General features: G+C 36.7%; 35 protein-coding genes and 1 pseudogene. 30 read left to right on the top strand and 6 right to left on the bottom strand.

The features are described from left to right. Window positions 1–426, top strand: a pseudogene (locus HDT10_RS02755) (hypothetical protein); the annotation flags it as partial. Window positions 427–508: 82 nt separating this feature from the next. Here HDT10_RS02755 and HDT10_RS02760 read toward each other — a convergent pair. The 6 genes from HDT10_RS02760 to mltG all read right to left on the bottom strand — a co-directional run bounded on the left by HDT10_RS02760 (window position 509) and on the right by mltG (window position 5,513). After that, a complete protein-coding gene (locus HDT10_RS02760; RefSeq protein WP_290879711.1) occupies window positions 509–1,072 on the bottom strand; it encodes a 2-oxoacid:acceptor oxidoreductase family protein in 564 nt (187 codons plus the stop codon). Continuing rightward, window positions 1,069–1,902, bottom strand: coding sequence for a 2-oxoglutarate ferredoxin oxidoreductase subunit beta (locus HDT10_RS02765; RefSeq protein WP_290879713.1), 834 nt, complete (start codon window positions 1,900–1,902; stop codon window positions 1,069–1,071). The genes HDT10_RS02760 and HDT10_RS02765 overlap by 4 nt, the downstream gene beginning before the upstream one ends. 1 nt (window position 1,903) lies before the next feature. Beyond that, a complete protein-coding gene (locus HDT10_RS02770) occupies window positions 1,904–3,031 on the bottom strand; it encodes a 2-oxoglutarate synthase subunit alpha (RefSeq protein WP_290879716.1) in 1,128 nt (375 codons plus the stop codon). Between the two features lie 11 nt (window positions 3,032–3,042). Continuing rightward, on the bottom strand, window positions 3,043–3,357 hold the full coding sequence (locus HDT10_RS02775) for a 4Fe-4S binding protein (RefSeq protein ID WP_290879718.1): 315 nt from the start codon (window positions 3,355–3,357) through the stop codon (window positions 3,043–3,045). Between the two features lie 93 nt (window positions 3,358–3,450). Then, window positions 3,451–4,392, bottom strand: coding sequence for a malate dehydrogenase (locus HDT10_RS02780; protein ID WP_290879721.1), 942 nt, complete (start codon window positions 4,390–4,392; stop codon window positions 3,451–3,453). 170 nt (window positions 4,393–4,562) lie between these two features. Then, window positions 4,563–5,513 carry an endolytic transglycosylase MltG gene (gene mltG, locus HDT10_RS02785; protein ID WP_290879724.1) on the bottom strand — a complete coding sequence of 317 codons (951 nt, stop codon included), beginning with the start codon at window positions 5,511–5,513 and terminating at the stop codon, window positions 4,563–4,565. On the opposite strand from mltG, the gene HDT10_RS02790 reads away from it, so the two are divergent. The 29 genes from HDT10_RS02790 to rpsD all read left to right on the top strand — a co-directional run bounded on the left by HDT10_RS02790 (window position 5,446) and on the right by rpsD (window position 21,534). Continuing rightward, window positions 5,446–8,034, top strand: a complete 2,589-nt coding sequence (locus HDT10_RS02790; RefSeq protein ID WP_290879726.1) for an AsmA-like C-terminal domain-containing protein — start codon at window positions 5,446–5,448, stop codon at window positions 8,032–8,034. The two genes, mltG and HDT10_RS02790, sit on opposite strands and share 68 nt — an antisense overlap. A gap of 15 nt (window positions 8,035–8,049) precedes the next feature. Next, window positions 8,050–8,727 carry an endonuclease III gene (nth, locus tag HDT10_RS02795; RefSeq protein WP_290879729.1) on the top strand — a complete coding sequence of 226 codons (678 nt, stop codon included), beginning with the start codon at window positions 8,050–8,052 and terminating at the stop codon, window positions 8,725–8,727. Between the two features lie 447 nt (window positions 8,728–9,174). After that, window positions 9,175–9,486 (top strand): 30S ribosomal protein S10, encoded by a 312-nt coding sequence (gene rpsJ, locus HDT10_RS02800; protein ID WP_115551095.1) that lies wholly within the window; start codon window positions 9,175–9,177, stop codon window positions 9,484–9,486. A 9-nt stretch (window positions 9,487–9,495) separates the two neighbouring features. Continuing rightward, window positions 9,496–10,074: a 50S ribosomal protein L3 gene (gene rplC / locus HDT10_RS02805; protein WP_290879735.1), complete on the top strand. Its 579-nt coding sequence runs from the start codon at window positions 9,496–9,498 to the stop codon at window positions 10,072–10,074. Further along, window positions 10,071–10,685, top strand: a complete 615-nt coding sequence (gene rplD / locus HDT10_RS02810) for a 50S ribosomal protein L4 (RefSeq protein ID WP_290879737.1) — start codon at window positions 10,071–10,073, stop codon at window positions 10,683–10,685. Before rplC ends, rplD begins: the two co-directional genes overlap by 4 nt. A 1-nt stretch (window position 10,686) precedes the next feature. Beyond that, complete coding sequence (locus HDT10_RS02815; protein ID WP_006801862.1) at window positions 10,687–10,968, top strand: 50S ribosomal protein L23; 282 nt, start codon at window positions 10,687–10,689, stop codon at window positions 10,966–10,968. A 10-nt stretch (window positions 10,969–10,978) separates the two neighbouring features. Next, window positions 10,979–11,806, top strand: coding sequence for a 50S ribosomal protein L2 (gene rplB / locus HDT10_RS02820; RefSeq protein WP_290879748.1), 828 nt, complete (start codon window positions 10,979–10,981; stop codon window positions 11,804–11,806). Window positions 11,807–11,815: 9 nt separating this feature from the next. Beyond that, window positions 11,816–12,097, top strand: a complete 282-nt coding sequence (gene rpsS / locus HDT10_RS02825; protein WP_115551091.1) for a 30S ribosomal protein S19 — start codon at window positions 11,816–11,818, stop codon at window positions 12,095–12,097. 11 nt (window positions 12,098–12,108) lie between these two features. Further along, a complete protein-coding gene (gene rplV / locus HDT10_RS02830) occupies window positions 12,109–12,438 on the top strand; it encodes a 50S ribosomal protein L22 (protein ID WP_290879752.1) in 330 nt (109 codons plus the stop codon). Next, a complete protein-coding gene (gene rpsC / locus HDT10_RS02835) occupies window positions 12,438–13,145 on the top strand; it encodes a 30S ribosomal protein S3 (protein WP_290879754.1) in 708 nt (235 codons plus the stop codon). Before rplV ends, rpsC begins: the two co-directional genes overlap by 1 nt. 3 nt (window positions 13,146–13,148) lie before the next feature. Further along, entirely contained in the window at window positions 13,149–13,574 is a 426-nt protein-coding gene (gene rplP, locus HDT10_RS02840; RefSeq protein ID WP_290879756.1) for a 50S ribosomal protein L16, read from the top strand. Next, window positions 13,561–13,758, top strand: coding sequence for a 50S ribosomal protein L29 (rpmC, locus tag HDT10_RS02845; RefSeq protein WP_290879758.1), 198 nt, complete (start codon window positions 13,561–13,563; stop codon window positions 13,756–13,758). Before rplP ends, rpmC begins: the two co-directional genes overlap by 14 nt. Then, complete coding sequence (rpsQ, locus tag HDT10_RS02850; protein WP_290879761.1) at window positions 13,755–14,021, top strand: 30S ribosomal protein S17; 267 nt, start codon at window positions 13,755–13,757, stop codon at window positions 14,019–14,021. Before rpmC ends, rpsQ begins: the two co-directional genes overlap by 4 nt. Beyond that, a complete protein-coding gene (rplN, locus tag HDT10_RS02855; protein ID WP_026943275.1) occupies window positions 14,018–14,386 on the top strand; it encodes a 50S ribosomal protein L14 in 369 nt (122 codons plus the stop codon). Before rpsQ ends, rplN begins: the two co-directional genes overlap by 4 nt. Further along, entirely contained in the window at window positions 14,386–14,622 is a 237-nt protein-coding gene (gene rplX, locus HDT10_RS02860) for a 50S ribosomal protein L24 (RefSeq protein WP_290879765.1), read from the top strand. Before rplN ends, rplX begins: the two co-directional genes overlap by 1 nt. 3 nt (window positions 14,623–14,625) lie before the next feature. Continuing rightward, window positions 14,626–15,180 carry a 50S ribosomal protein L5 gene (gene rplE, locus HDT10_RS02865; protein ID WP_290879766.1) on the top strand — a complete coding sequence of 185 codons (555 nt, stop codon included), beginning with the start codon at window positions 14,626–14,628 and terminating at the stop codon, window positions 15,178–15,180. After that, entirely contained in the window at window positions 15,173–15,358 is a 186-nt protein-coding gene (locus HDT10_RS02870; protein WP_115551083.1) for a type Z 30S ribosomal protein S14, read from the top strand. Before rplE ends, HDT10_RS02870 begins: the two co-directional genes overlap by 8 nt. Before the next feature lie 9 nt (window positions 15,359–15,367). After that, window positions 15,368–15,763, top strand: a complete 396-nt coding sequence (gene rpsH / locus HDT10_RS02875) for a 30S ribosomal protein S8 (RefSeq protein ID WP_290879771.1) — start codon at window positions 15,368–15,370, stop codon at window positions 15,761–15,763. A 9-nt stretch (window positions 15,764–15,772) separates the two neighbouring features. After that, on the top strand, window positions 15,773–16,309 hold the full coding sequence (rplF, locus tag HDT10_RS02880) for a 50S ribosomal protein L6 (RefSeq protein WP_290879773.1): 537 nt from the start codon (window positions 15,773–15,775) through the stop codon (window positions 16,307–16,309). Between the two features lie 9 nt (window positions 16,310–16,318). Continuing rightward, the gene (gene rplR, locus HDT10_RS02885) at window positions 16,319–16,675 is read left to right on the top strand and encodes a 50S ribosomal protein L18 (protein ID WP_290879775.1); all 357 of its coding nucleotides are present in this window, start codon (window positions 16,319–16,321) and stop codon (window positions 16,673–16,675) included. An 8-nt stretch (window positions 16,676–16,683) separates the two neighbouring features. Next, window positions 16,684–17,124: a 30S ribosomal protein S5 gene (rpsE, locus tag HDT10_RS02890; RefSeq protein WP_026943282.1), complete on the top strand. Its 441-nt coding sequence runs from the start codon at window positions 16,684–16,686 to the stop codon at window positions 17,122–17,124. A gap of 11 nt (window positions 17,125–17,135) precedes the next feature. Further along, complete coding sequence (gene rplO / locus HDT10_RS02895; protein WP_290879777.1) at window positions 17,136–17,537, top strand: 50S ribosomal protein L15; 402 nt, start codon at window positions 17,136–17,138, stop codon at window positions 17,535–17,537. Continuing rightward, window positions 17,537–18,796, top strand: a complete 1,260-nt coding sequence (gene secY, locus HDT10_RS02900) for a preprotein translocase subunit SecY (RefSeq protein WP_290879779.1) — start codon at window positions 17,537–17,539, stop codon at window positions 18,794–18,796. Before rplO ends, secY begins: the two co-directional genes overlap by 1 nt. Further along, entirely contained in the window at window positions 18,796–19,554 is a 759-nt protein-coding gene (gene map, locus HDT10_RS02905; protein ID WP_290879780.1) for a type I methionyl aminopeptidase, read from the top strand. The genes secY and map overlap by 1 nt, the downstream gene beginning before the upstream one ends. Window positions 19,555–19,565: 11 nt before the next feature. Next, window positions 19,566–19,784, top strand: coding sequence for a translation initiation factor IF-1 (infA, locus tag HDT10_RS02910; protein ID WP_290879781.1), 219 nt, complete (start codon window positions 19,566–19,568; stop codon window positions 19,782–19,784). Between the two features lie 219 nt (window positions 19,785–20,003). After that, window positions 20,004–20,117 (top strand): 50S ribosomal protein L36, encoded by a 114-nt coding sequence (gene rpmJ, locus HDT10_RS02915; RefSeq protein ID WP_005022299.1) that lies wholly within the window; start codon window positions 20,004–20,006, stop codon window positions 20,115–20,117. 10 nt (window positions 20,118–20,127) lie between these two features. Continuing rightward, window positions 20,128–20,496, top strand: a complete 369-nt coding sequence (gene rpsM, locus HDT10_RS02920; RefSeq protein ID WP_290879800.1) for a 30S ribosomal protein S13 — start codon at window positions 20,128–20,130, stop codon at window positions 20,494–20,496. 9 nt (window positions 20,497–20,505) lie between these two features. Continuing rightward, window positions 20,506–20,898 (top strand): 30S ribosomal protein S11, encoded by a 393-nt coding sequence (gene rpsK / locus HDT10_RS02925; protein ID WP_290879802.1) that lies wholly within the window; start codon window positions 20,506–20,508, stop codon window positions 20,896–20,898. Between the two features lie 9 nt (window positions 20,899–20,907). Then, on the top strand, window positions 20,908–21,534 hold the full coding sequence (rpsD, locus tag HDT10_RS02930; RefSeq protein ID WP_290879804.1) for a 30S ribosomal protein S4: 627 nt from the start codon (window positions 20,908–20,910) through the stop codon (window positions 21,532–21,534).

Raw genomic sequence — 21,534 nt, forward strand, 5'->3', positions numbered from 1 at the left:
GCCAAAGACAGAATCCACAATCATCTAGCCTATAAGCTAGGGCAAGCATTGATTCTAAACTCTAAAAGTCTCTTAGGATATATTAGAATGCCCTATGTGCTATCTTATATTAAAGAATCCCATAAAAAAGAGATTTTAGAATATGAAGCAAAAGTTAAAAAGAATCCTAGCTTAAAACTTCCCAAACTAGAATCTTATCCAGACTATAAAGAGGCGTTAAAAGAAAAGGAATGCTTGACTTATAAACTCGGAGTTGCCTTAATGCAAGCGGATAAAGATTGGTATAAAGGAGGTATTTTAAGATTCTATTTCTTTGAAGTGCTTAGACTTAAAAGAAAGTTTAGGGAGAAGAAAAATAAGATTGGTTTGTCGTTGCAAGCAAAGCGAAGCAATCTGTCATTTTGGCAACCAACCAATATACAATAATAAGATAAAAAGTTATAGATTGCCACGATTCCTTACGGAATCTCACAAGGGCATACTAACTTGTCCTTGCGAGCTATTAAAATTATAGAGAACCCTTTGTCAATGCCTCTTTAGCATATTTTTCGCCAAGTTCAAAAGCTTTTTTATTGAGTTCTACAACCTTTGCAGGCACTTTGCTAATCATTGTATCATAAACCAAATCACGATTGACACATTGGGTAAGGGTTACAGTTACTGCCAAAGCAACAACAGATTGCGTTACGACATTACCGACTTCATTTTTAGCGATAGTGATGATTGGAATCGGATAAATTTTAAATTTCTTTTTGTCCTCTGCACTAGGTGTTACAAGATTCGGCTCTACCACGATAATTGCACCTTCTTTCAAGCCGCCTTTAAATTGGTCATAGCTTACTTGTGCGGTAGAAAGCATATATTCTACCTCACCATCATTAGCATAGGGATACAAAATTTCATTTTCATCTAGTAGAATATCTACTTTTGTTGGTCCGCCACGCACTTGGGAAGTGTAAGTCGCTGCTTTGACGCCATAGCCACCTGTTTTGATTTGCGCTTCTGCAAGGATTTCGCCTGCTAATAAAACACCTTGCCCACCGACACCTGTAAAACGGAGTTGTTTTCTCATTTTGCACCTCCTTTTTTTGCTTGCGCTTTTTCTTGCACTTGTTTGTAGGCTTTGCAGTATTCTATTTTGCTAGTATCGTGGTGCAGGATTCCTGTTGGATATTTGCCCACTCTTTCTTCCTCACTCAACTCATCGTATTTTTTCTTAGAAATAATGCGACTTTCAATCCATTTTAGAGTATCAACCGCTTCCCCCATTTTGTTTTTTCTACCTAAATTGACATGGCAGTTGCTAAAAATATCAAAGAAGCTAAAACCTTCATTTGAGAATCCCTCCACCAAGACTTTTTCTAGTTTTTTAGGGTCTAGCACAGATTCTCTAGCGACAAAGCTAGCTCCCGCTGCCGTGGCAAGCTTACAAGGGTCAAATTCTGGGTCTATATTGCCATATTGTGCCGTTACAGTCCACATTCCTCTAGGCGTAGTGGGTGAGGTTTGGGAATTGGTTAAGCCGTAAATAAAATTATTAATCAAGACATAATTAATATCAATATTTCTTCTGCAAGCGTGAATCGTATGATTTCCTCCAATTGCCAAACCATCACCATCACCACCTACCACGATTACTTTTTTGTTAGGATTGGCAAGTTTGATACCTGTTGCATAGGCAAGTGTCCTTCCGTGTGTAGTGTGGACGGTATTGCAATTCACATAAGAAGAAACACGTCCGCTACAACCGATTCCACTTACAAGGCAAACATCGTCCATATTCCAACCTAATTTATCAATTGCACGTACAATTGATTTTAGAATCACACCATCGCCACAACCCCAACACCAAAGTGTTGGCATTTTATCAACTCTTAAGTATTCATCATAGTTAAATGCCATTTTACAACTCCTTAATTTTACTTATAATTTCTAGTGGAGAGAGAGGACGACCATTTGCTTTTGCAAGTAGTGCCACTTCTTTTTTCATCGCGAGTTCTACTTCTTTGACATATTGTCCTTTATTGAGTTCTGCAACTAGAATTTTGTTGAATTTTTTACCCAATTTTGCAAGTTCTTCAGCAGGTGAGGGCCAAAGCGTAATAGGTCTAAATAAACCAACTTTTTTGCCTTCTTCTCTTAGCCTATCCACCGCTTCTTTTGCGCTTCTTGAAGTTGAGCCATAAGCAATTAACAAAACCTCGGCATCTTCTAACTTGTATTCCTCATAGGTTACGATTTCTTGTTTCTTGCTCAAAATTTTATTAAAAAGTCTATCAATTAATTTTTGAGAAAGCACAGCGTCTTCTGTTGGGAAACCTGTTGGTCCGTGATGAAGCCCTGTAATATGGTAGCGATAGCCTTGAAAGAATGGATTAAGAATCGCAGGTTCATCTTGTGACACATCGTAGGGTTTATAAGAATTTTTATCTCCACTAAATTTGCGGCGATTGATAATTTTGCCTTGTATCTCATTCAAATCCGGAACAATGGCTTTGCCGTGCATATGTCCTAAAGTTTCATCCAAGAGTAAGAAGACAGGTGTCATAAATTTTTCTGCCAAATTAAACGCACGACAAGTTTCTGTGTAAGCTTCTTCTAGGCTACCCGGGCATAAAGCAATGGATTGAAAATCTCCGTGTGTTGGGTGTGCTACTTGTGCGACATCACCTTGTGCAACACGTGTTGGAAGTCCCGTAGATGGTCCGCCGCGCATAACATTGACGATGACAAGGGGGATTTCAGCCATAAAGCTAAGCCCAATTTGCTCGGATTTGAGCGAAATTCCCGGTCCTGAAGTTGCAGTCATAGCTTTAACACCACTCATAGAAGCACCTAATGCAACTGAAATTCCGGCAATCTCATCTTCCATTTGGATAAAATTTCCATTTTCTCGTGGAAGCAATACACTCATTTCGTGTGCTACTTCACTAGAAGGTGTGATGGGGTAACCACCAAAAAACTTGCAGCCCGCATCAATCGCTGCGTGTGCGACTAACTCGTTTCCGCTTGAAATTAATTCTCTACTCATCTCTTACTCCCTTATGATACAGCCATATAGCCATTTTCTTTAATGGCTTGTGCTCTTTGTTTTGCTTCTTCTGTCAATTTTGCAAATTTAAATTCTTTTCTATCAGCGACTGCAATAGCAAAATCAGGGCAATGCAACTCACATTCTTGACAGCCAATACAGCTTTCTGGGTGAAGCACTTCTACCATTTTACCTAAAACTTTGTGTTCGTCTAAACGCATTGCGAGTGTGCCTGTTGGGCATACAGAGACGCACAAATCACATGCTTTGCAACGATTTTCATTTACCCAAACCGGTGTGTTATTGGGGGCTTGTAATAATCCCATTTTGAACTCCTTAATTTTCTAAATTTTAAACCTATTTCGTGTAACTGCAATCTGTAATAAAGTTTTTATAATGTCTGCCTCCTTGAAATAGATTTAAAAATAATCTTTTTTTAGTGCTTCAATCAAACTCTTAACGGAATTAATAGAGCGTTCAAATTGTGCTTTTTCTTCTGCATTTAATTTTAACTCTACAATGCGTTCAATTCCGTGGATTCCAAGCTCTACGGGGACACCTCCCACGACATCGTGATAGCCATATTCTCCCTGTAACAATACAGAACAAGGCAAAATCTTGTGGCTATCACTCATAATTGCTCTTACCATTTCTGCTGCCGCTCTTGCAGGTGCAAAATAAGCAGAACCCTTTTTAAGGCAATTCACAATTTCAGCCCCGGCATTTCTTGTGCGTTGTACAATTTCTTCTATTTCTTCTTGGTTTAAGAGTTCAGAAAGCGGCACGCCATTAACCATAGAAAAACGTGCAAGAGGCACCATATCATCTCCGTGACCTCCCATAACGGGTGCCATAATCTGACCTGGAGCGCATTGTAGTTTTTCATAAATGAAGCTCACCATTCTTGCGCTATCTAGCACTCCTGCCATTCCCATAATTTGTTTTGGATTGAATCCTGTCTCTTTTAAAGCAGTATATACCATAGCATCTAGGGGATTCGTAATCAACACTACGATAGCTTCTGGTGAATTTTCTTTGATATTTTGGGCAATTTCGCTAATGACTTTAGCATTTGCAAAAAGCAAGTCATCACGACTCATGCCCGGCAGACGTGGTGAGCCTGCGGCAATCACGATGACATCACAGCCTTTTAAATCTTTAGGAGATGCAATCACTCCAAGTTTAGTAAATTTTGTGCCCACACAAGAGGCTTGAAACATATCAAGTAACATTCCTCTTGCTCTGTCTTTGTCTTTGTCTTGTAAGACAATTTCATAAGGTGTCGTAGCAGAGAGAATGTAAGCCAGAGTAGAGCCTACATTGCCCGCACCAATGATTCCAACTTTTTTAACTCTTTCCATAATTTTTCCTTAAAATAATCTTGACAACAACTTTTGTAATCCATTCATTCAAGAATGACTACATAAAAAGCAAAGTTTTATTTAACTTTTTGTTTGACTTATTCAAAAGTATTTTTAAGTATTTTTTCTTAAATTAATCTTATATTTTGAGTTTTTATGCACGCTTTTTCTTATTTTGAAAAATTTTTTAAATGTTCATCATAGTTTTTTGTAAAAGAATGGACACCATTTTTGTTTCTCACAAAGTAAAGATAATCAACATTTGCGGGAAATATTGCTGCTTGGATTGCCTTAAAGCTAACACTCCCAACAGGTGCTTTAGGGATTCCATTGTAGCGATAAGTGTTGTAACCAGTTGTATCATTTCGTATCATTTCGGGAGTAACTTTAGTATGAGAATATTGTCCATAGTTTAAAGCACCATCCATTTGTAAGCGCATTTTTTTCTCTAAACGATTCCGAATCACCGCAGAAACAAGGGGCATTTCTTCTTCATTTGCCGATTCTTTTTGAATAATGGAAGCGATGATGATATATCTAAACCATTGGTTTTGGTCGTATTGTCCTAAAAATTTAATTGCCCATTTTTCGTGCTCTTTTAATGAAGTATTTACCAAATAATACATTAAATGTTTTTCACTAATGCCTTTGGGCACTTTATAAGTGTTTGCTAGAATGACTCCCTCAATCATCGGTGCATAATTTGCGTAAGCTAGGTGCAGAGCCTCCTCGTTTAAATTGAGTTGCCGACTAATGTCTTTGATAAAAAAGTATAGAGTTTCACCCGGAATCAAGGTGATTTCTTCTAATGCTGCTTTTGCATTGGCGAGCGCATAGAGAAAATCTCCTTTGCTAAGACGCGTGTATCCAATATTTAGCCAACCACTTTGTGGATAGCCAAAAAAGCGTATTATTTGCTTATCAATGTTTAAAAGGTCAAAGTTATTTTGCTTTAAGTATGTTATAATTTCACTTGTTCCACCTTTGGGAATATAAACCACTCGACTTGAATTCATCGGAATTTGCAAATAGAAACATAAAACAATGAGCAAAATGAAAAAACCATCTACGAAAACATTTAAAATTACTTTATTCTTTGTCTTTTTTATCGGAATATTCATTATTCTTCACGCCTTTTTATATCGTGGGATTAGGATTGAGCACTTTGGGCTAGCCGGAACACAAATCCAAGGATTTTATCTAAGATTAGATAAAAAACTCATTTTAGAAATAGATTCTTTGAATCTAAATAAAATAGAATCCGCTCATTCTAATGATTTTAATATTAATACACAGATTCTTTATGCTAAAAATATTCACTTCATTTTACAATATTTTCAAAAAATTGACATTCAACGCATTGATTTTCAAGACTATCAAGCAAGTCTGCATTATGATGGTGAGCATTTTACTTTAAACTTGCCCGAGATTTATGCCAAAATAAATTTAAAAGAAAATGCCTCTAAAGTTCTTATCCAAATTCAAGATTTCTACATTAAATCTTATGGAATCTATTATCAAGGAAATGGAGAATATGATTTGCGTCATCAAAATGTGCAAATAGAGGGAGATTTGAGCTTCGTTAATCGCAGCAGTTATTATTCGTATATACGCCTCCATTTGAAATTATCAAGTGATTTGAAAAATATTGTCATAAAGGGCTCTAGTGATACTTTTGTGGATATTAAATTCTTGCAAGACTTGTTGCCTGAAATTGAAAATAAACTTGTTAGAGAATGGATTTTTGATAATTATAGTGTAGAATCTGCGCGTATTGATGAATTTGGAATCACAATACCGCTAAAAAGCAAAAAGATGATAGAAGATGCGATTGCCTCTTTATATGTGTTAGGAGAGGCGCATAATGCAGAGGTGATTTTTCACCCCAATCTTCCCCCAGCTCACGCGGAATCGGTGAAGTTGGTGTTTCAAAATGATTCTTTGGCGTTTCACCCACTCAATCCGACTTATCAAGGACATTATGCAAGCGGAAGTTATGTGGTTTTAAAAGATATTACGAGTAATAATCCATTCTTGCAAATTAATGTCAAGGCAAATACCGCTTTGGATTCTGCAATTCTCAAACTATTGGAAGCTTATGAGATTGTTTTACCCCTACATGCGCCTAATGCGAAAATTGCAGCAGATTTATATATTGGTGTAGATTTGGATACATTGGATTTGACAACGAAAGGAATCTTTAAAGCGAAAGATATTGAGGTTTTGCTAAATGGTGTTCCTTTGATTTCAGATTCTTTAAATGTCCAATTGGATAACTATCTTGTAAAAGTAGAATCCCACAATACTCGTTATCAAGAGTTACTTAAATGTGATTCTAATTTTATCATTGATACGCAAAGCAAATCCATCAGTGGGGATTTGCTCGTGCATTCGCTCTTGCTTTCTAAGAGTGCCCCTGAAGTTTTGCAAATTGCTAACCAATCTTTGCCTTTTAATGTGGATTTTAGCAAGAGTGAGAAGATTGTTTTTACCTTGCCGACTTTCGCCTTTAATGCGGTTTTTGGGCAAGACTATACATTTAATTTTGAGAATGTAGGTACAATCTTATCATTTTCTAAGATTTTGCAGGATTATAAAGTCAAAGAGGGAAAAATGCAAATTAATACGCAGAATTTTGAAAATTATTCCGCAGATATTTCTTTGCATACAGGGCAAGAGATTCTGCGAAATAAGCAAGACAATACGCCTATTGAAACCATAGACTTAACTTTTGACTATACTCCAGAGGGGTTTACTTTGCGCTCTAAAGATGGATCTTTTGTTTTGCAAAGTCGTGGGGAGATTAAAAAAGTCAATTTGAAAAATATTAATTTGGGTTTAGATTTGGAGTATTTTTCTAATGAGAACACCGATAACGCATCTACAATTCTTGTAGAGGGGAAAGATTCTAATTTGTTTATTAAGAATCGCATTATTTTGGGAGATGTTTTTAAGATTACTATGACAAATGGGGAAATTAAAGCAGACTTAAAGCATAAAAACGGACAAGCTGACCTCTATATACGTGGGGATTCTATTACTTTGGACGCAAGAGAGTTTGGAGATGAGTTTGTCAATACAATCATTCAAAAGCAAGGTGTGCATAAGGGACGTTTTTTTATCAATGCAAATACAAATGAAAAGGGTGTCTTGATTGGTAAAATCACCTTATTGAATGCCTCTTTGACTGAATTGAAAATTTTGCAAAATATTATGGCTTTTATTGATACGATTCCTTCTTTGCTAAGCTTTAAATCGCCCGGATTTAATCAAGAGGGCTATTATGTGAATGAAGGTGTCGTGAATTTTGGTTTGAATGATGAGTTTTTGGCTATTGAATCATTGGATTTAAGAGGCTCAAGTATAGATATAAAAGGACGTGGAATTATGCAAATAGAATCCCAAGCAATTGATTTTAATGCAGAATTAATCACTGCAAAAGCATTGAGTGGAATTATTAATAAAATCCCATTGGTGAATTATATTTTGTTGGGCAAGAATGGGACAATTTCAACAGCTTTTAAAGTAGATGGCACATTGGAGAATCCGCAAGTGCATACACAAGCAGTGCAAGATTTTCTTTTTTCGCCTTTTAATGTTTTAAAACGTGTCGTTACTTCGCCTTTTGAAATTTTTAATTAATATTTAAGGATAAAAATGTCGAATCTAAAATCTAATCAAGATTCTAAAAAACCTAAAAAAGCTACTAAAGAAGAAATTGCGCAGATTAAGACTTTGTTTTTAGAACATTACAAAGATGCCAAGACGGAATTAAATTATCGTAATGATTTTGAGCTCTTGATCGCGGTGATGCTATCAGCCCAATGCACAGATAAGCGCGTGAATCTTATTACGCCCACACTTTTTGCAAAATATCCTACGCCACAAGACTTACAAAATGCACCTTTAGAGGAGATTCAAGAGTGCATTAAAACTTGTAGTTTTTTTAACAACAAAGCAAAGAATCTCAAGGCAATGGCAAAGGAAGTCTGCGAGCGATTTTGTGGAGAGATTCCACTAGAACGTGAAGCATTGAAATCCTTGCCCGGAGTGGGGCAAAAAACAGCCAATGTTGTGCTCATAGAATCCAAAGAGGCAAACTTTATCGCCGTGGATACACACGTGTTTCGCGTGTCTCATCGCTTGGGCTTGAGTAGTGCTAGCACACCAATTGCCACGGAAGAGGATTTGACGAAAGCCTACAAGGATAATCTCGCGACACTGCATCAAGCAATGGTACTTTTTGGGAGATATATTTGCAAGGCAATGAATCCCAAATGTGCCGAATGTTTTTTATGTCATTTATGCAAGAGCAAAACTTCTTATCGTTGTTAATAGGATTTGTTACTTGTCTTTGCGAGAAAAAGCTTTAGTTTTTCGTGGCAATCCATAATCTTGCATAGTTTAGTTTTAACAATAGAATCTTAACAAGAGCGATTCTATATTATGGATTGCCACGAATGTTATACATTCTCGCAATGACACGATAGCAGAATCCTTTTGTGTGTAAAAAGATAGATTATCACAGCCCTAAAGGGCTTTGTGGGAACGAATCTGCTTTATTTTTGATGAAGTCTTGCGGGGATTAGAATGTATATGTTCTTAATGAAAATTACAAATATGAAGAAATATATCCTTTTTAAAAGGAAATAAAATATAAAAATACACAAAAATATTATCAAAATTATTGCTAAAAATTAGGAATGTTTAGTATAATCTCGGCTTCCAAAATATACATCTGCAATCGTTGAATGCTAGATGAGTTCTTTGAAGGAAAAATAAATGGAAAAAATTAGACTTAAGTTAAAAGCATATGATCATCGTGTTCTTGACAGATCGGTTATTTCAATCGTGGAAGCTGTGAAAAGGACAGGTGCAGAGATTCGTGGTCCTATTCCGCTTCCGACCAAAAAGAGACGTTATACCGTCTTAAAATCTCCCCATATCAATAAAGATTCAAGAGAGCAATTTGAAATTAGAGTGCATACAAGAATCATTGATATTGTTTCGGCAACTCCAGAGACTGTGGATAGCCTAACAAAATTAGATATGGCACCAGAAGTGGATGTAGAAGTCCGTTCAATGGGTAAATAAGGGGTATAAATGGAATTTTTAGTAGAAAAAATTGGAATGAGCAGAACTGTTGCCAAGCCAAGTATTCCTGTAACCTTGCTAAAAGTCAAATCTGCAAAGATTTGTGAAGTTTTAGAAAATGGTAAAGCACTCATTGCTTATCATCAAGGCAAAAGCGTAAATAAATCTATCGCAGGTCAGCAAAAGAAATATAATCTTGGTAAAGAATATAATAAGTTTGCGACACTTGAAGTAAGCAATGCAGTAGCAGGTGATTTGGATTTATCTGTTTTAGAGAGCGCAAAGAGAGCCAAAGTTTCTTTTAATACAAAAGGACGCGGTTTTAGTGGTGTAATGAAACGATGGAATTTTCAAGGTGGTCCGGGTGCGCACGGTAGTAGATTCCATAGAGCACCTGGTTCTATTGGGAATCGTGAGTGGCCAGGACGAGTTCAGCCGGGCAAGAAAATGTCGGGACATTATGGCAATGAAAAAGTAACAGTGCAAAATGAAATTATCTCTTTTGATAAAGAACACAATGTGCTTGTTTTAAAAGGTTCAGTGCCGGGATTTAACGGGGCATTTGGCAAGTTAAAGGTTGTGAAATGAGTAAAGCAATTATTTTAGATAAGGATTTGAAAAAAGCGGGTGAAGCGCAATTACCAGAGCGTTATAAAGACATTAATTCGCATAATCTTTACCTATACATTAAATCATTTTTAGCGTCATTGCGTGCTAATAATGCAATGGCAAAAACACGTGGTAAGGTTAGCGGTGGTGGCAAAAAACCTTGGAGTCAAAAAGGTGGCGGTAGAGCGAGAGCAGGAAGCATTACTTCACCTGTTTTTGTGGGCGGTGGTGTTTCACACGGACCAAGCAACAATAGAAACTATAATCTAAAAGTAAATAAAAAACAAAAGAAACTCGCATTGCAATACGCTTTATTGGAAAAAGCAAATGCAAATAGTTTGTTTGTTGTGGATAAGATTCAAGTAGAGAGCGGCAAAACAAAAGATGCTTGTGCATTATTTAAAGCTTTGAATCAAAGAAACACGCTTTTTGTTGCTGATTTATTTGATGAAAAAACATTTTTAGCATTTAGAAATATTAAAGATTGTTATTTGATTGATGGTGCTGAATTAAATGCTTATTTAGTAGCAACATTTAGGTCTGTAGTGATTGAAAAATCGCTTTTTGAATCTATCACTAAAGAGGGTTGAGATGGCAAGTATTACAGATATTAAATCCATTATGTATACAGAGAAGTCTTTAAAACTCCAAGAGCAGAGTGTTCTTGTAGTGCAAACTTCTCCTAAATTGAGTAAAACACAATTAAAAGAAGTGTTTAAAGAATACTTTGGTGTAACACCTTTGTCTATTAATTCTTTGAGACAAGAAGGAAAAGTTAAGCGATTCCGTGGCGTTATTGGTAAAAGAAACGACTTCAAGAAGTTTTATGTCAAACTTCCAGAGGGCGCAAAAATTGAATCATTGGCAGTATAAGGAGTAAAAAATGGCAATTAAAACTTATAAACCATACACTCCAAGCAGAAGATTTATGAGCAATTTAAGTTCAGAAAATATTACTGCAAAAGCTAGTGTAAGAAAGTTATTGATTAAGCTTCCTGTGCATGCAGGACGCAATAATAATGGTAGAATCACAAGCCGACATAAAGAGGGCGGGGCGAAAAAGCTTTATCGTATTATTGATTTTAAACGCAATAAATACAATATTGAAGGCAAAGTGAGTGCGATTGAATACGATCCTTATAGAAATTGTAGAATCGCACTGATAACTTACAAAGATGGCGACAAAAGATATATCATTCAACCCAGCGGCTTAAATGTGGGAGATACTATTGTTTCCGCAGAGGGCGGATTGGATATTCGTTTGGGTTATGCAATGAAAATCAAAAATATTCCTATCGGAACAGTGATTCATAACATTGAAATGTATCCCGGACGTGGAGGACAGCTTGCGAGAAGTGCAGGGGCTAGTGCGCAGTTGATGGGTAGAGAAGGCAAATATTCTATTTTACGAATGCCAAGTGGTGAAATGCGCTATATTTTAGGTGAATGTATGGCGACAATTGGAACAGTTGGAAACGAAGATTTTGCGAATATTTCTATTGGTAAGGCAGGACGTAATCGTTATTTGGGAGTTCGTCCGCAAACAAGAGGTGCGGCAATGAACCCAGTAGATCACCCACACGGTGGTGGTGAAGGTAAGACAGGTTCTAGCGGACATCCTGTTTCTCCATGGGGTATGCCGGCTAAAGGTTATAAAACACGTAGAAAGAAAGCAAGCGATAAGCTGATTATTTCAAGAAGAAAAAAATAAGGAAAGCAAATGGCTAGATCAATAAAAAAAGGTCCTTTTGTTGATGAACATTTAATGAAAAAGGTGCTCAAGGCAAAAGAGGCAAAAGATAATAAACCAATCAAAACATGGTCGCGCAGAAGTACAATTGTGCCCGATATGATTGGATTTACTTTTAATGTACATAATGGAAGAGCTTTCGTTCCTGTCTATGTAACAGAAAATCATGTCGGCTATAAGTTGGGTGAATTTGCTCCTACAAGAACTTTCAAAGGGCACAAGGGCAGTGTCCAAAAGAAAATTGGTAAATAAGGGGAGTCAAAATGAGTAAGGCATTATTGAGATACATTCGTTTATCTCCCACAAAAGCAAGATTGATTGCAAAAGAAATTCAAGGAATGAATGCTGAATTAGCAATTGCTTCGTTAGAATTTATGCCAAATAAAGCGGCAAGAATCATCTCTAAAGTAATTGCATCAGCGGTTGCAAATGGTGGTTATGAGGCTGAAAATGTAATTGTCTCTTCTTGTAGAGTAGATGCTGGTCCTGTGCTTAGACGCTTTACGCCAAGAGCAAGAGGGAGAGCAACTCCGGTTAGAAAACCTACTTCACATATTTTTGTAGAAGTAGCACAAAAAAGTAAGGATAAGTAATGGGTCAAAAAGTTAATCCGATTGGTCTAAGACTTGGTATTAATAGAAATTGGGAATCAAGGTGGTTTCCCTCATTTGCTAGTGCGCCACAAAATATAGCGGAAGACCATAAAATTAGAAAATTTTTAAAGAAAGAACTTTATTATGCGGGCGTGAGTGATATTTTGGTTGAACGCACTGCTAAAAAAGTTCGTGTAACAGTTGTCGCTGCGCGTCCCGGTATCATTATAGGTAAAAAGGGTGCAGATGTTGAAAAATTGAAAGAATCTTTGAAAAAAATTGTCAATAAAGATATTTTTATCAATATCAAAGAGGTGAAAAAACCGCAAAGCAATGCGCAATTATCTGCCGAAAGTGTTGCCACACAACTAGAAAGACGCGTGGCTTTTAGACGAGCGATGAAAAAGGTAATGCAAAGTGCAATGAAATCAGGAGCAAAAGGAATCAAGGTTCGTGTTTCTGGTCGTTTAGCGGGAGCTGAAATGGCAAGAACCGAATGGTATATGGAGGGTAGAATCCCACTTCATACCTTAAGAGCGAAGATTGATTATGGTTTTGCAGAAGCTTTAACAACTTATGGGAATATTGGTGTAAAAGTTTGGATTTTTAAAGGTGAAGTTTTACAAAAAGGAATCCAAGCAGAAAAACAAAATGAAGAGGGTGAAGAGAAATCAACCCGCCCAGCAAGAAAGAGAAGGGGGCAATAAACAATGTTAATGCCGAAAAGAACAAAATATAGAAAACAAATGAAAGGGCGCAATCGTGGTAAAGCGTTTCGCGGAACTTCATTGGCATTTGGTGAATTTGGGATTAAAGCAATAGAGCATGGAAGAATTGATTCGCGTCAAATTGAAGCAGCGCGTATTGCGATGACACGTGCGACCAAAAGAACAGGAATGGTTTGGATTCGCGTTTTTCCAGATAAGCCATTAACCGCTAAACCTCTTGAAACGAGAATGGGTAAAGGTAAAGGGGGTGTGGATAAATGGGTTATGAATATCAAACCCGGCAGAATCATTTATGAAATGGGTAGTGTAGATGAATCTCTCGCAAGAAGTGCATTGGCACTAGCTCAAAGCAAACTCCCTTTTAAAACAAAAATTGTAACAAGAGAGGGCGAAAATGAAATATACTGAGATTAACACAAAAACAATGGAAGAGCTAAACACTCTTCTAAAAGAAAAAGAAACACTTTTATTTGAGCTAAATTTGAAGCTAAGAACAATGCAGCTTACAAATTCAAGTGAAATAAGAGTTGCTAAAAAAGATATTGCGAGAATCAAAACAGCTCTGAATGTCAAAAGGAGGATGCAAGTATGAGTAATGTGCAGCCACATAAAAGAGTTATTGCTGGGAAAGTTGTTACAAAAACTGGCGATAAAAGTGTAACGATTCTAGTAGAAAGGCGCGTTACACACCCAAAATATAGAAAAATTGTAAAAAGGTTTAAACGCTACATTGTGCATGATGAAAAAAATAGCGTAAAGGTAGGAGATGTGATTGAAGCGATTGAATGTAAGCCAATTTCTAAAAGAAAAGCTTTCACACTTCATAAAGTTGTATCTGTGGGAGTTGAATTATGATTCAAAGTTTTACACGATTAAATGTTGCAGATAATAGTGGTGCAAAGGAAGTAATGTGCATCAAAGTTTTGGGTGGAAGCAAAAGACGTTATGCCACAGTGGGTGATGTTATTGTTGCTTCTGTTAAAAAAGCACTTCCAAGCGGAAAAGTAAAAAAGGGTCAAGTTGTGAAAGCAGTCGTTGTCCGAACCAAAAAAGAATTGCATCGCGAAGATGGTGCTTTGATTCGCTTTGACGATAATGCCGCAGTAATCCTAGATAGTAAGAGAGACCCTATCGGAACGCGCATTTTTGGACCTGTTGGAAGAGAAATTCGTTATGCTAATTTTATGAAAATCGTATCCTTAGCACCGGAGGTATTATAATGGCGAAATTTAAAATTAAAAAAGGTGATTTAGTAGAAATCATCACAGGTGATAAAGAAGATAAAGGGAAGAAAGCTAAAGTTTTGCGAGTATTGCCTAAAACTTCTCAAGTCATTGTAGAGGGTTGCAAAATTGCAAAAAAAGCTGTAAAACCAACGGATAAGAATCCTAAAGGTGGTTTTATTGATAAAGAAATGCCAATTCACATTTCAAATGTTAAAAAAGCGGAGGACTAATCTATGTTTGCTTTAAAAACTGCCTACAAAAATGAAATTAAACCAAAGTTGGCAGAGGAATTAGGGATTAAGAATCCTATGCTTTTGCCAAAATTAGAAAAAATTGTGATTAGTGTTGGGGCAGGCATACACGCAAAAGATACTAAAATTATGCAAAACATTGCCGATACCATTTCATTGATTGCAGGACAAAAGGCGGTAATTACGATTGCTAAAAAATCCGTTGCAGGGTTTAAAATGCGTGAAGGAATGCCAATGGGGGTTAAAGTTACCCTAAGAGGCAATCAGATGTATAATTTTCTTGAAAAACTTATTGTTATTGCGCTTCCAAGAGTAAAAGATTTTAGGGGAGTTCCTCGCAATGGGTTTGATGGAAGAGGGAATTATAGCTTCGGCGTGAATGAGCAATTAATTTTCCCAGAAGTAGTTTATGATGATATTATGGTAAGTCATGGTATGAATATTACATTTGTAACTTCAGCCACAAATGATAAAGAAGCATTTAAGTTGCTTGAGCTTTTTGGCTTACCTTTTGCAAAAGGAAGAACTAATGGCTAAGAAATCTATGATTGCAAAGGCAGCAAGAGCACCTAAATTTAAAGTGAGAGCATATACAAGATGTTCTATTTGCGGGCGACCACATTCTGTTTATAGGGATTTTGGTATTTGTCGTGTTTGTCTTCGTAAAATGGGAAATGAAGGCTTAATCCCCGGGCTTAGAAAAGCAAGCTGGTAAGGAAAGAAAATGGTAAATGATATTATTGCGGATTCTTTGACAAGAATCCGAAATGCAAGTATGAGACGTTTGGATACTACAAACCTGTATTATGCTAAAATCGTAGTATCTATCTTGGAGGTTTTTCAAGCAAAAGGATTTATTGAAAGTTTTAAAGTGATAGAAAAAGATAAAAAACAATCTATCAATGTGGTTTTAAAATATGATGAAAAAGGACATGCTGTAATCAATGAAATTACGCGAATTTCAAAACCCGGAAGACGTATCTACAAAGGTAGAAATGAATTAAAACGTTTCAAAAATGGTTATGGAACAATTGTTGTAAGCACAAGTAAAGGCGTGATTGCCAATGAAGATGCTTATAAAGCAAATGTGGGTGGCGAAGCCCTCTGCAGTATTTGGTAGGAGTATTTAATGTCAAGAGTTGGAAAAAAACCTATTAGCATTCCAAGTAGCATTCAAGTAAGCGTTGAAGGAAGCAAAATAGTTTTTAAGGGTGGCAAACTTACAAAAGAATTAGAGACTTATGGACGTGTAGGAATTACATTAAAAGAGGGTGAATTGACTTTTGCACTCAATGGTGAAAATGCACAGGCTAAAGCTTATTGGGGGACATATAGGGCTTTAGCAAATAATATTGTAGTGGGTTTGACAGAAGGTTTTACGAAGCAATTAGAGATTAATGGCGTAGGTTATAAAGCAGCCGTAAAGGGAAAAGTTTTAGAGCTTGCACTCGGATTCTCCCATCCTATTAACTATGACATACCAGAGGGCGTTGAAATTTCGGTTGATAAGAATCTTGTAACTATTAAAGGTTCAGATAAGCAGCAAATTGGACAAATTGCGGCTGAAATTAGAGAGTTTAGACCGCCAGAACCTTATAAGGGTAAGGGTGTGAAATATACTGATGAGCGTATTATCCGCAAAGCCGGTAAAACTTCTAAGAAATAAGGATAAATAATGACAAATAAAATTATTAGAAAAAAAAGAAGTTTAAGATTCAAAAGAAAACTAAGAATCCGTGCTAAAGTTTTCGGAAGTGCTGCTACTCCTAGATTGAGTATTTTTCGCTCCAATAGATATTTTTATGCACAAGCCATTGACGATACTAAAGGCGTAACTCTTGCGAGCGTAGATGGTAAAAAAATGGGCTTAAAAAATAACAAAGAAGATGTGAAAAAGATTGCTGTTGCATTAGCGGATAGTCTTAAAAAGTCAAATATTGCAGAAGTGCTTTTTGATAGAAATGGCTATTTGTATCATGGTGTTGTTGCAAGTTTTGCTGATTCTCTTCGTGAGAATGGAATCAAGTTGTAGGGGATAATATGGAAATCAATAGAGAAGAGTTTGAAGAATATGTTGTAAATATTGGTCGTGTAACAAAAGTTGTTAAAGGGGGTAGGAGATTCCGCTTTAACGCTTTGGTTGTAGTAGGCAATAAAGCAGGTTTAGTGGGTTTTGGACTTGGCAAGGCAAAGGAAGTGCCTGATGCAATTAAAAAAGCCATTGATGATGCGTTTAAGAATATTATCAAGGTAAATATTAAAGGCACAACAATTGCGCACGATGTGCAAGAAAAATACAACTCAAGTGTTGTCTTATTGAAGCCTGCTAGTGAGGGAACAGGTGTTATTGCTGGTGGTTCAGTTCGTCCAGTATTGGAAAAGGCTGGGATTAAAGATATTTTGACAAAATCATTAGGTTCAAATAATCCTTACAATGTTGTGCGTGCCACCATTGAAGCCCTTTCTAAGGTTAAAGCATAAGGAGAGAGTGTATGGCATTAGAAAATTTAGCACCTGCAAAGGGTAGTGTAAGAAAAATCAAAAGAATCGGAAGAGGGCAAGGAAGTGGTATGGGTAAAACCTCCACAAGAGGAGGCAAAGGTCAGACTGCAAGGACAGGCTCTAAGCAAAAAAGAGGCTTTGAAGGTGGACAACAACCTTTGCAAAGACGTCTTCCAAAAGTTGGTTTTACAAGTCGTGTTGCAAAGCCCTATGTGATTAATGTAGAATCCATAAAAGCCATAGTGCAATTAGGAGAAATTACTTTTGAAACGATTAAATCAGTTCATAAGTTTCCAAGCTATATTACTAAAATCAAATTAATTGGTACAGGGGCTAAGAATCTTGCGTCAAAAATTAAAGATGAAAGAATCACGACAAGCGGAAAACAATAATGAACAAAACAATTGTCAATAAGATTCTTATTACTTTAGGCTTTCTTTTAGCCTATCGTGTATTAGCTTATGTTCCTGTTCCGGGTGTTGATACTGCTATGATTAAAGCATTTTTTGACAACAATGCTTCCAATGCTTTGGGGTTGTTTAATATGTTTAGTGGTAACGCTGTGGAACGACTTAGTATCATTTCTCTTGGAATTATGCCCTACATTACAGCTTCTATTATTATGGAGCTTCTCGCTTCAACTTTCCCGAATCTTGGTAAAATGAAAAAGGAACGTGATGGAATGCAAAAGTATATGCAGATTATTCGCTATACAACCGTTGCGATTACTTTGATTCAAGCGGTAGGCGTTTCTATCGGATTGAGAAGTTTGGGCACAGGAACTAATGGCGCAATTATGATTGATATGAATGTTTTTATCGCCATTTCTGCTTTTTCTATGCTTTGTGGAACAATGCTTTTGATGTGGATTGGAGAGCAAATTACGCAAAGAGGAATCGGGAATGGAATCAGTCTGATTATTTTTGGAGGAATTGTATCTGGAATCCCTAGCGCAATTGCGGGGACATTTAATCTTGTGAATACGAATCAGATTAGTTGGCTTGTCCTCTTGTTTATTGCGGTGATTATTGTGGCGACCGTGGCTAGCATTATCTTTGTAGAGCTAGGTGAGCGCAGGATTCCTATTTCTTATTCGCGTAAAGTCGTGATGCAAAATCAAGACAAACGTATTATGAATTATATTCCAATCAAAATGAACTTAAGCGGAGTGATTCCACCAATTTTCGCATCGGCACTTCTGATGTTTCCAAGCACAATCTTGCAAAGCTCGTCTAATAGCATTGTAATGCAAATTGCAGATTTTTTAAATCCTAATGGCTATTTATACAATGTGCTAATGTTTATTTTGGTAGTGTTTTTTGCTTATTTTTATGCTTCTATTGTATTTAATGCTAAAGATATTTCAGAGAATCTTAAACGTCAAGGTGGATTTATCCCCGGTATCCGTCCGGGTGAGGGCACAGCAAATTTCTTAACAGAAGTTGCTAATAAATTGACTTTTTGGGGTGCTTTATATCTAGCAATCATTGCGACTTTACCGTGGGTTTTGGTCAAAGCTTCCGGTGTGCCATTTTATTTTGGCGGGACAGCTGTTTTGATTGTTGTGCAAGTCGCAGTAGATACAATGCGTAAAATTGAAGCTCAAATCTATATGAATAAGTATAAAACGCTTAGTGCTGTGGGGTTATAATGTCAATTCCAATTAGGAAGCCTGCTGAAATTGAGGCTTTAAGGGCTGCTAATAGAATCGTGGGTAAAACATTGAATCATCTAAAAGCTCAAATCAAGCCGGGTATGACTTTAAAAGAATTAGACCAAATGGGTGAAGAGATGATTCGCTCGTGTGGAGCAACTCCATCTTTTAAGGGGCTTTACGGATTTAGTGGCTCGGTTTGCACTTCCGTGAATGAAGTAATTATCCACGGAATCCCGAATGATTATAAATTACAAGAGGGCGATATTGTAGGGCTTGATATTGGCACGCAGCTCAATGGCTGGTATGGTGATGCCGCAATCACTTGTGGTGTGGGTAATATTTCACAAGAGGACCAACGATTAATTGCGTGTTCTAAAGATGCTTTGTATTTTGCTATTAGTCAGATTAAAGTGGGTATGCACTTCAAAGAATTGAGTGCATTAATAGAGCAATTTATTTTGGATTATGGTTATGTCCCTTTGCGTGGTTTTTGTGGGCACGGAATCGGTAGAAAGCCCCATGAAGAGCCAGAGATTCCAAATTATTTAGAGGGGAAAAAAGCCAAGCAAGGCGACAAAATCAAAGAGGGAATGGTTTTTTGCATTGAACCAATGATTTGTCAGAAAGAAGGTGAGCCTGTTATTTTAGAAGATGATTGGAGTGTAGTTTCAGTAGATGGATTAAAAGGAAGTCATTATGAACACACTGTTGCAATCATTAAAAATAAGGCTGAAATTTTGTCTTTAGAATAAAAGGAATAAAAGTGGCAAAAGATGATGTGATTGAAGTAGATGGAATCGTAAAAGAGGCTTTACCCAATGCGACTTTTCGTGTAGAGCTTGATAATGGGCACATAATTTTGTGTCATATTGCAGGACGTATGCGAATGCACTACATTAAAATTTTGCAAGGTGATAAGGTGAAATTAGAATTAACACCTTATAGTTTGGATAAAGGCAGAATCACCTTTAGATATAAGTAGATTTTAATAAGAATTTAAATATAATCTGCTCTTTATTGCGAAAATCAAGCTTAAAATTGGCAAAATCGTATGATTTTCATTTGCAATCATAGTCGTTTAGGTTATTTTGGAGAAGCCTTTGAGGACTATAAACTCAATGCCTATTGCGGTAGGAAGTGATAAATTTATTTAAAACATTCCAAAGTATTAAAGGTATTTGCCTTGAAATAGGAGTAAGTTATGAAAGTGAGACCTTCTGTCAAAAAAATGTGCGACAAATGCAAGGTTATCAAGAGAAAAGGTGTGATTCGAGTGATTTGCGAGAATCCAAAACACAAACAAAGACAAGGATAAAGGAAAAATAATGGCGAGAATTGCTGGTGTTGATTTACCCAAAAAAAAGAGAATTGAATATGCTTTAACCTATATTTATGGTATCGGTTTAAAGACATCAAGAAATATTTTGAATGCTGTCAATATTTCTTATGACAAAAGGGTTCAAGACCTTGGTGAAGATGAAGTTTCTTCTATTGCAAAAGAAATTCAGGCTCATCATATCGTAGAGGGTGATTTGCGCAAAAAAGTTACAATGGATATTAAGGCTCTTATGGATTTAGGAAATTATCGCGGTCTTAGACATCGTAAAGGTCTGCCTGTTCGTGGTCAAACAACGAAAAATAATGCAAGGACACGTAAAGGCAAAAGAAAAACCGTTGGTAGTGCATCAAAATAGGAGTAAATAATGGCGAAAAGAAATGTAAATAAAAAAAGAGTTGTCAAAAAGAATATTGTAAGAGGTATCATTCATATTTCGGCTGCTTTTAACAATACGAGCGTAACAATCACAGATGAAATGGGCAATGTAATTTGCTGGAGCACAGCAGGTGCATTAGGATTTAAGGGAAGTAAAAAATCTACTCCTTATGCGGCGCAACAAGCAGTGGAAGACGCAGTTGCCAAGGCGAAAGAACATGGTGTTAAAGAATTGGGAGTCAAGATTCAAGGTCCGGGTAGCGGTAGAGAAACTGCGGTAAAAAGTCTAGGAAGCATTGAGGGTATTAAGATTTTATGGTTTAAAGATGTAACGCCATTGCCACACAATGGTTGCCGTGCGCCAAAAAGAAGAAGAGTGTAAGGAGAGACAATGGCTAGATACAGAGGTCCCGTAGAGAAAATTGAAAGAAGATTTGGTGTTAGTCTTGCATTAAAAGGTGAAAGAAGACTAGCAGGAAAGAGTGCATTGGATAAACGTCCTTATGGTCCCGGACAACATGGGCAAAGAAGAGGAAAAATTTCAGAATATGGGATTCAATTACGAGAAAAACAAAAAGCAAAAGTAATGTATGGAGTCTCCGAAAAACAATTCCATGCAACTTTCGTTGAAGCGAATAGATTGCAAGGAAATACAGGGGAAAATCTCATTAAACTGATTGAAAGAAGATTGGATAATGTCGTTTATAGAATGGGATTTGCAACCACTAGAAGATTTGCAAGACAACTTGTAGTGCATGGACATATTTTAGTAGATGGTGAAAAACTAAATATTCCTTCTGCGCTTGTTGGCGTGGGTCAAAAAGTAGAAATTTGTGATAAAACTAAAAAGAATCCACAAGTTCAAAGAGCAATTGAGCTAACAAAACAAACCGGAATCGTGCCGTGGGTAGATGTAGATCAAGAGAAAGTATTTGGAATATTTACGCGTTTGCCAGAGAGAGAAGAAGTAGTTATTCCAATTGAAGAAAGGCTCATTGTTGAGTTGTATTCTAAATAA

Source organism: Helicobacter sp. (assembly GCF_014799995.1).
Taxonomy (GTDB): domain Bacteria; phylum Campylobacterota; class Campylobacteria; order Campylobacterales; family Helicobacteraceae; genus Helicobacter_D.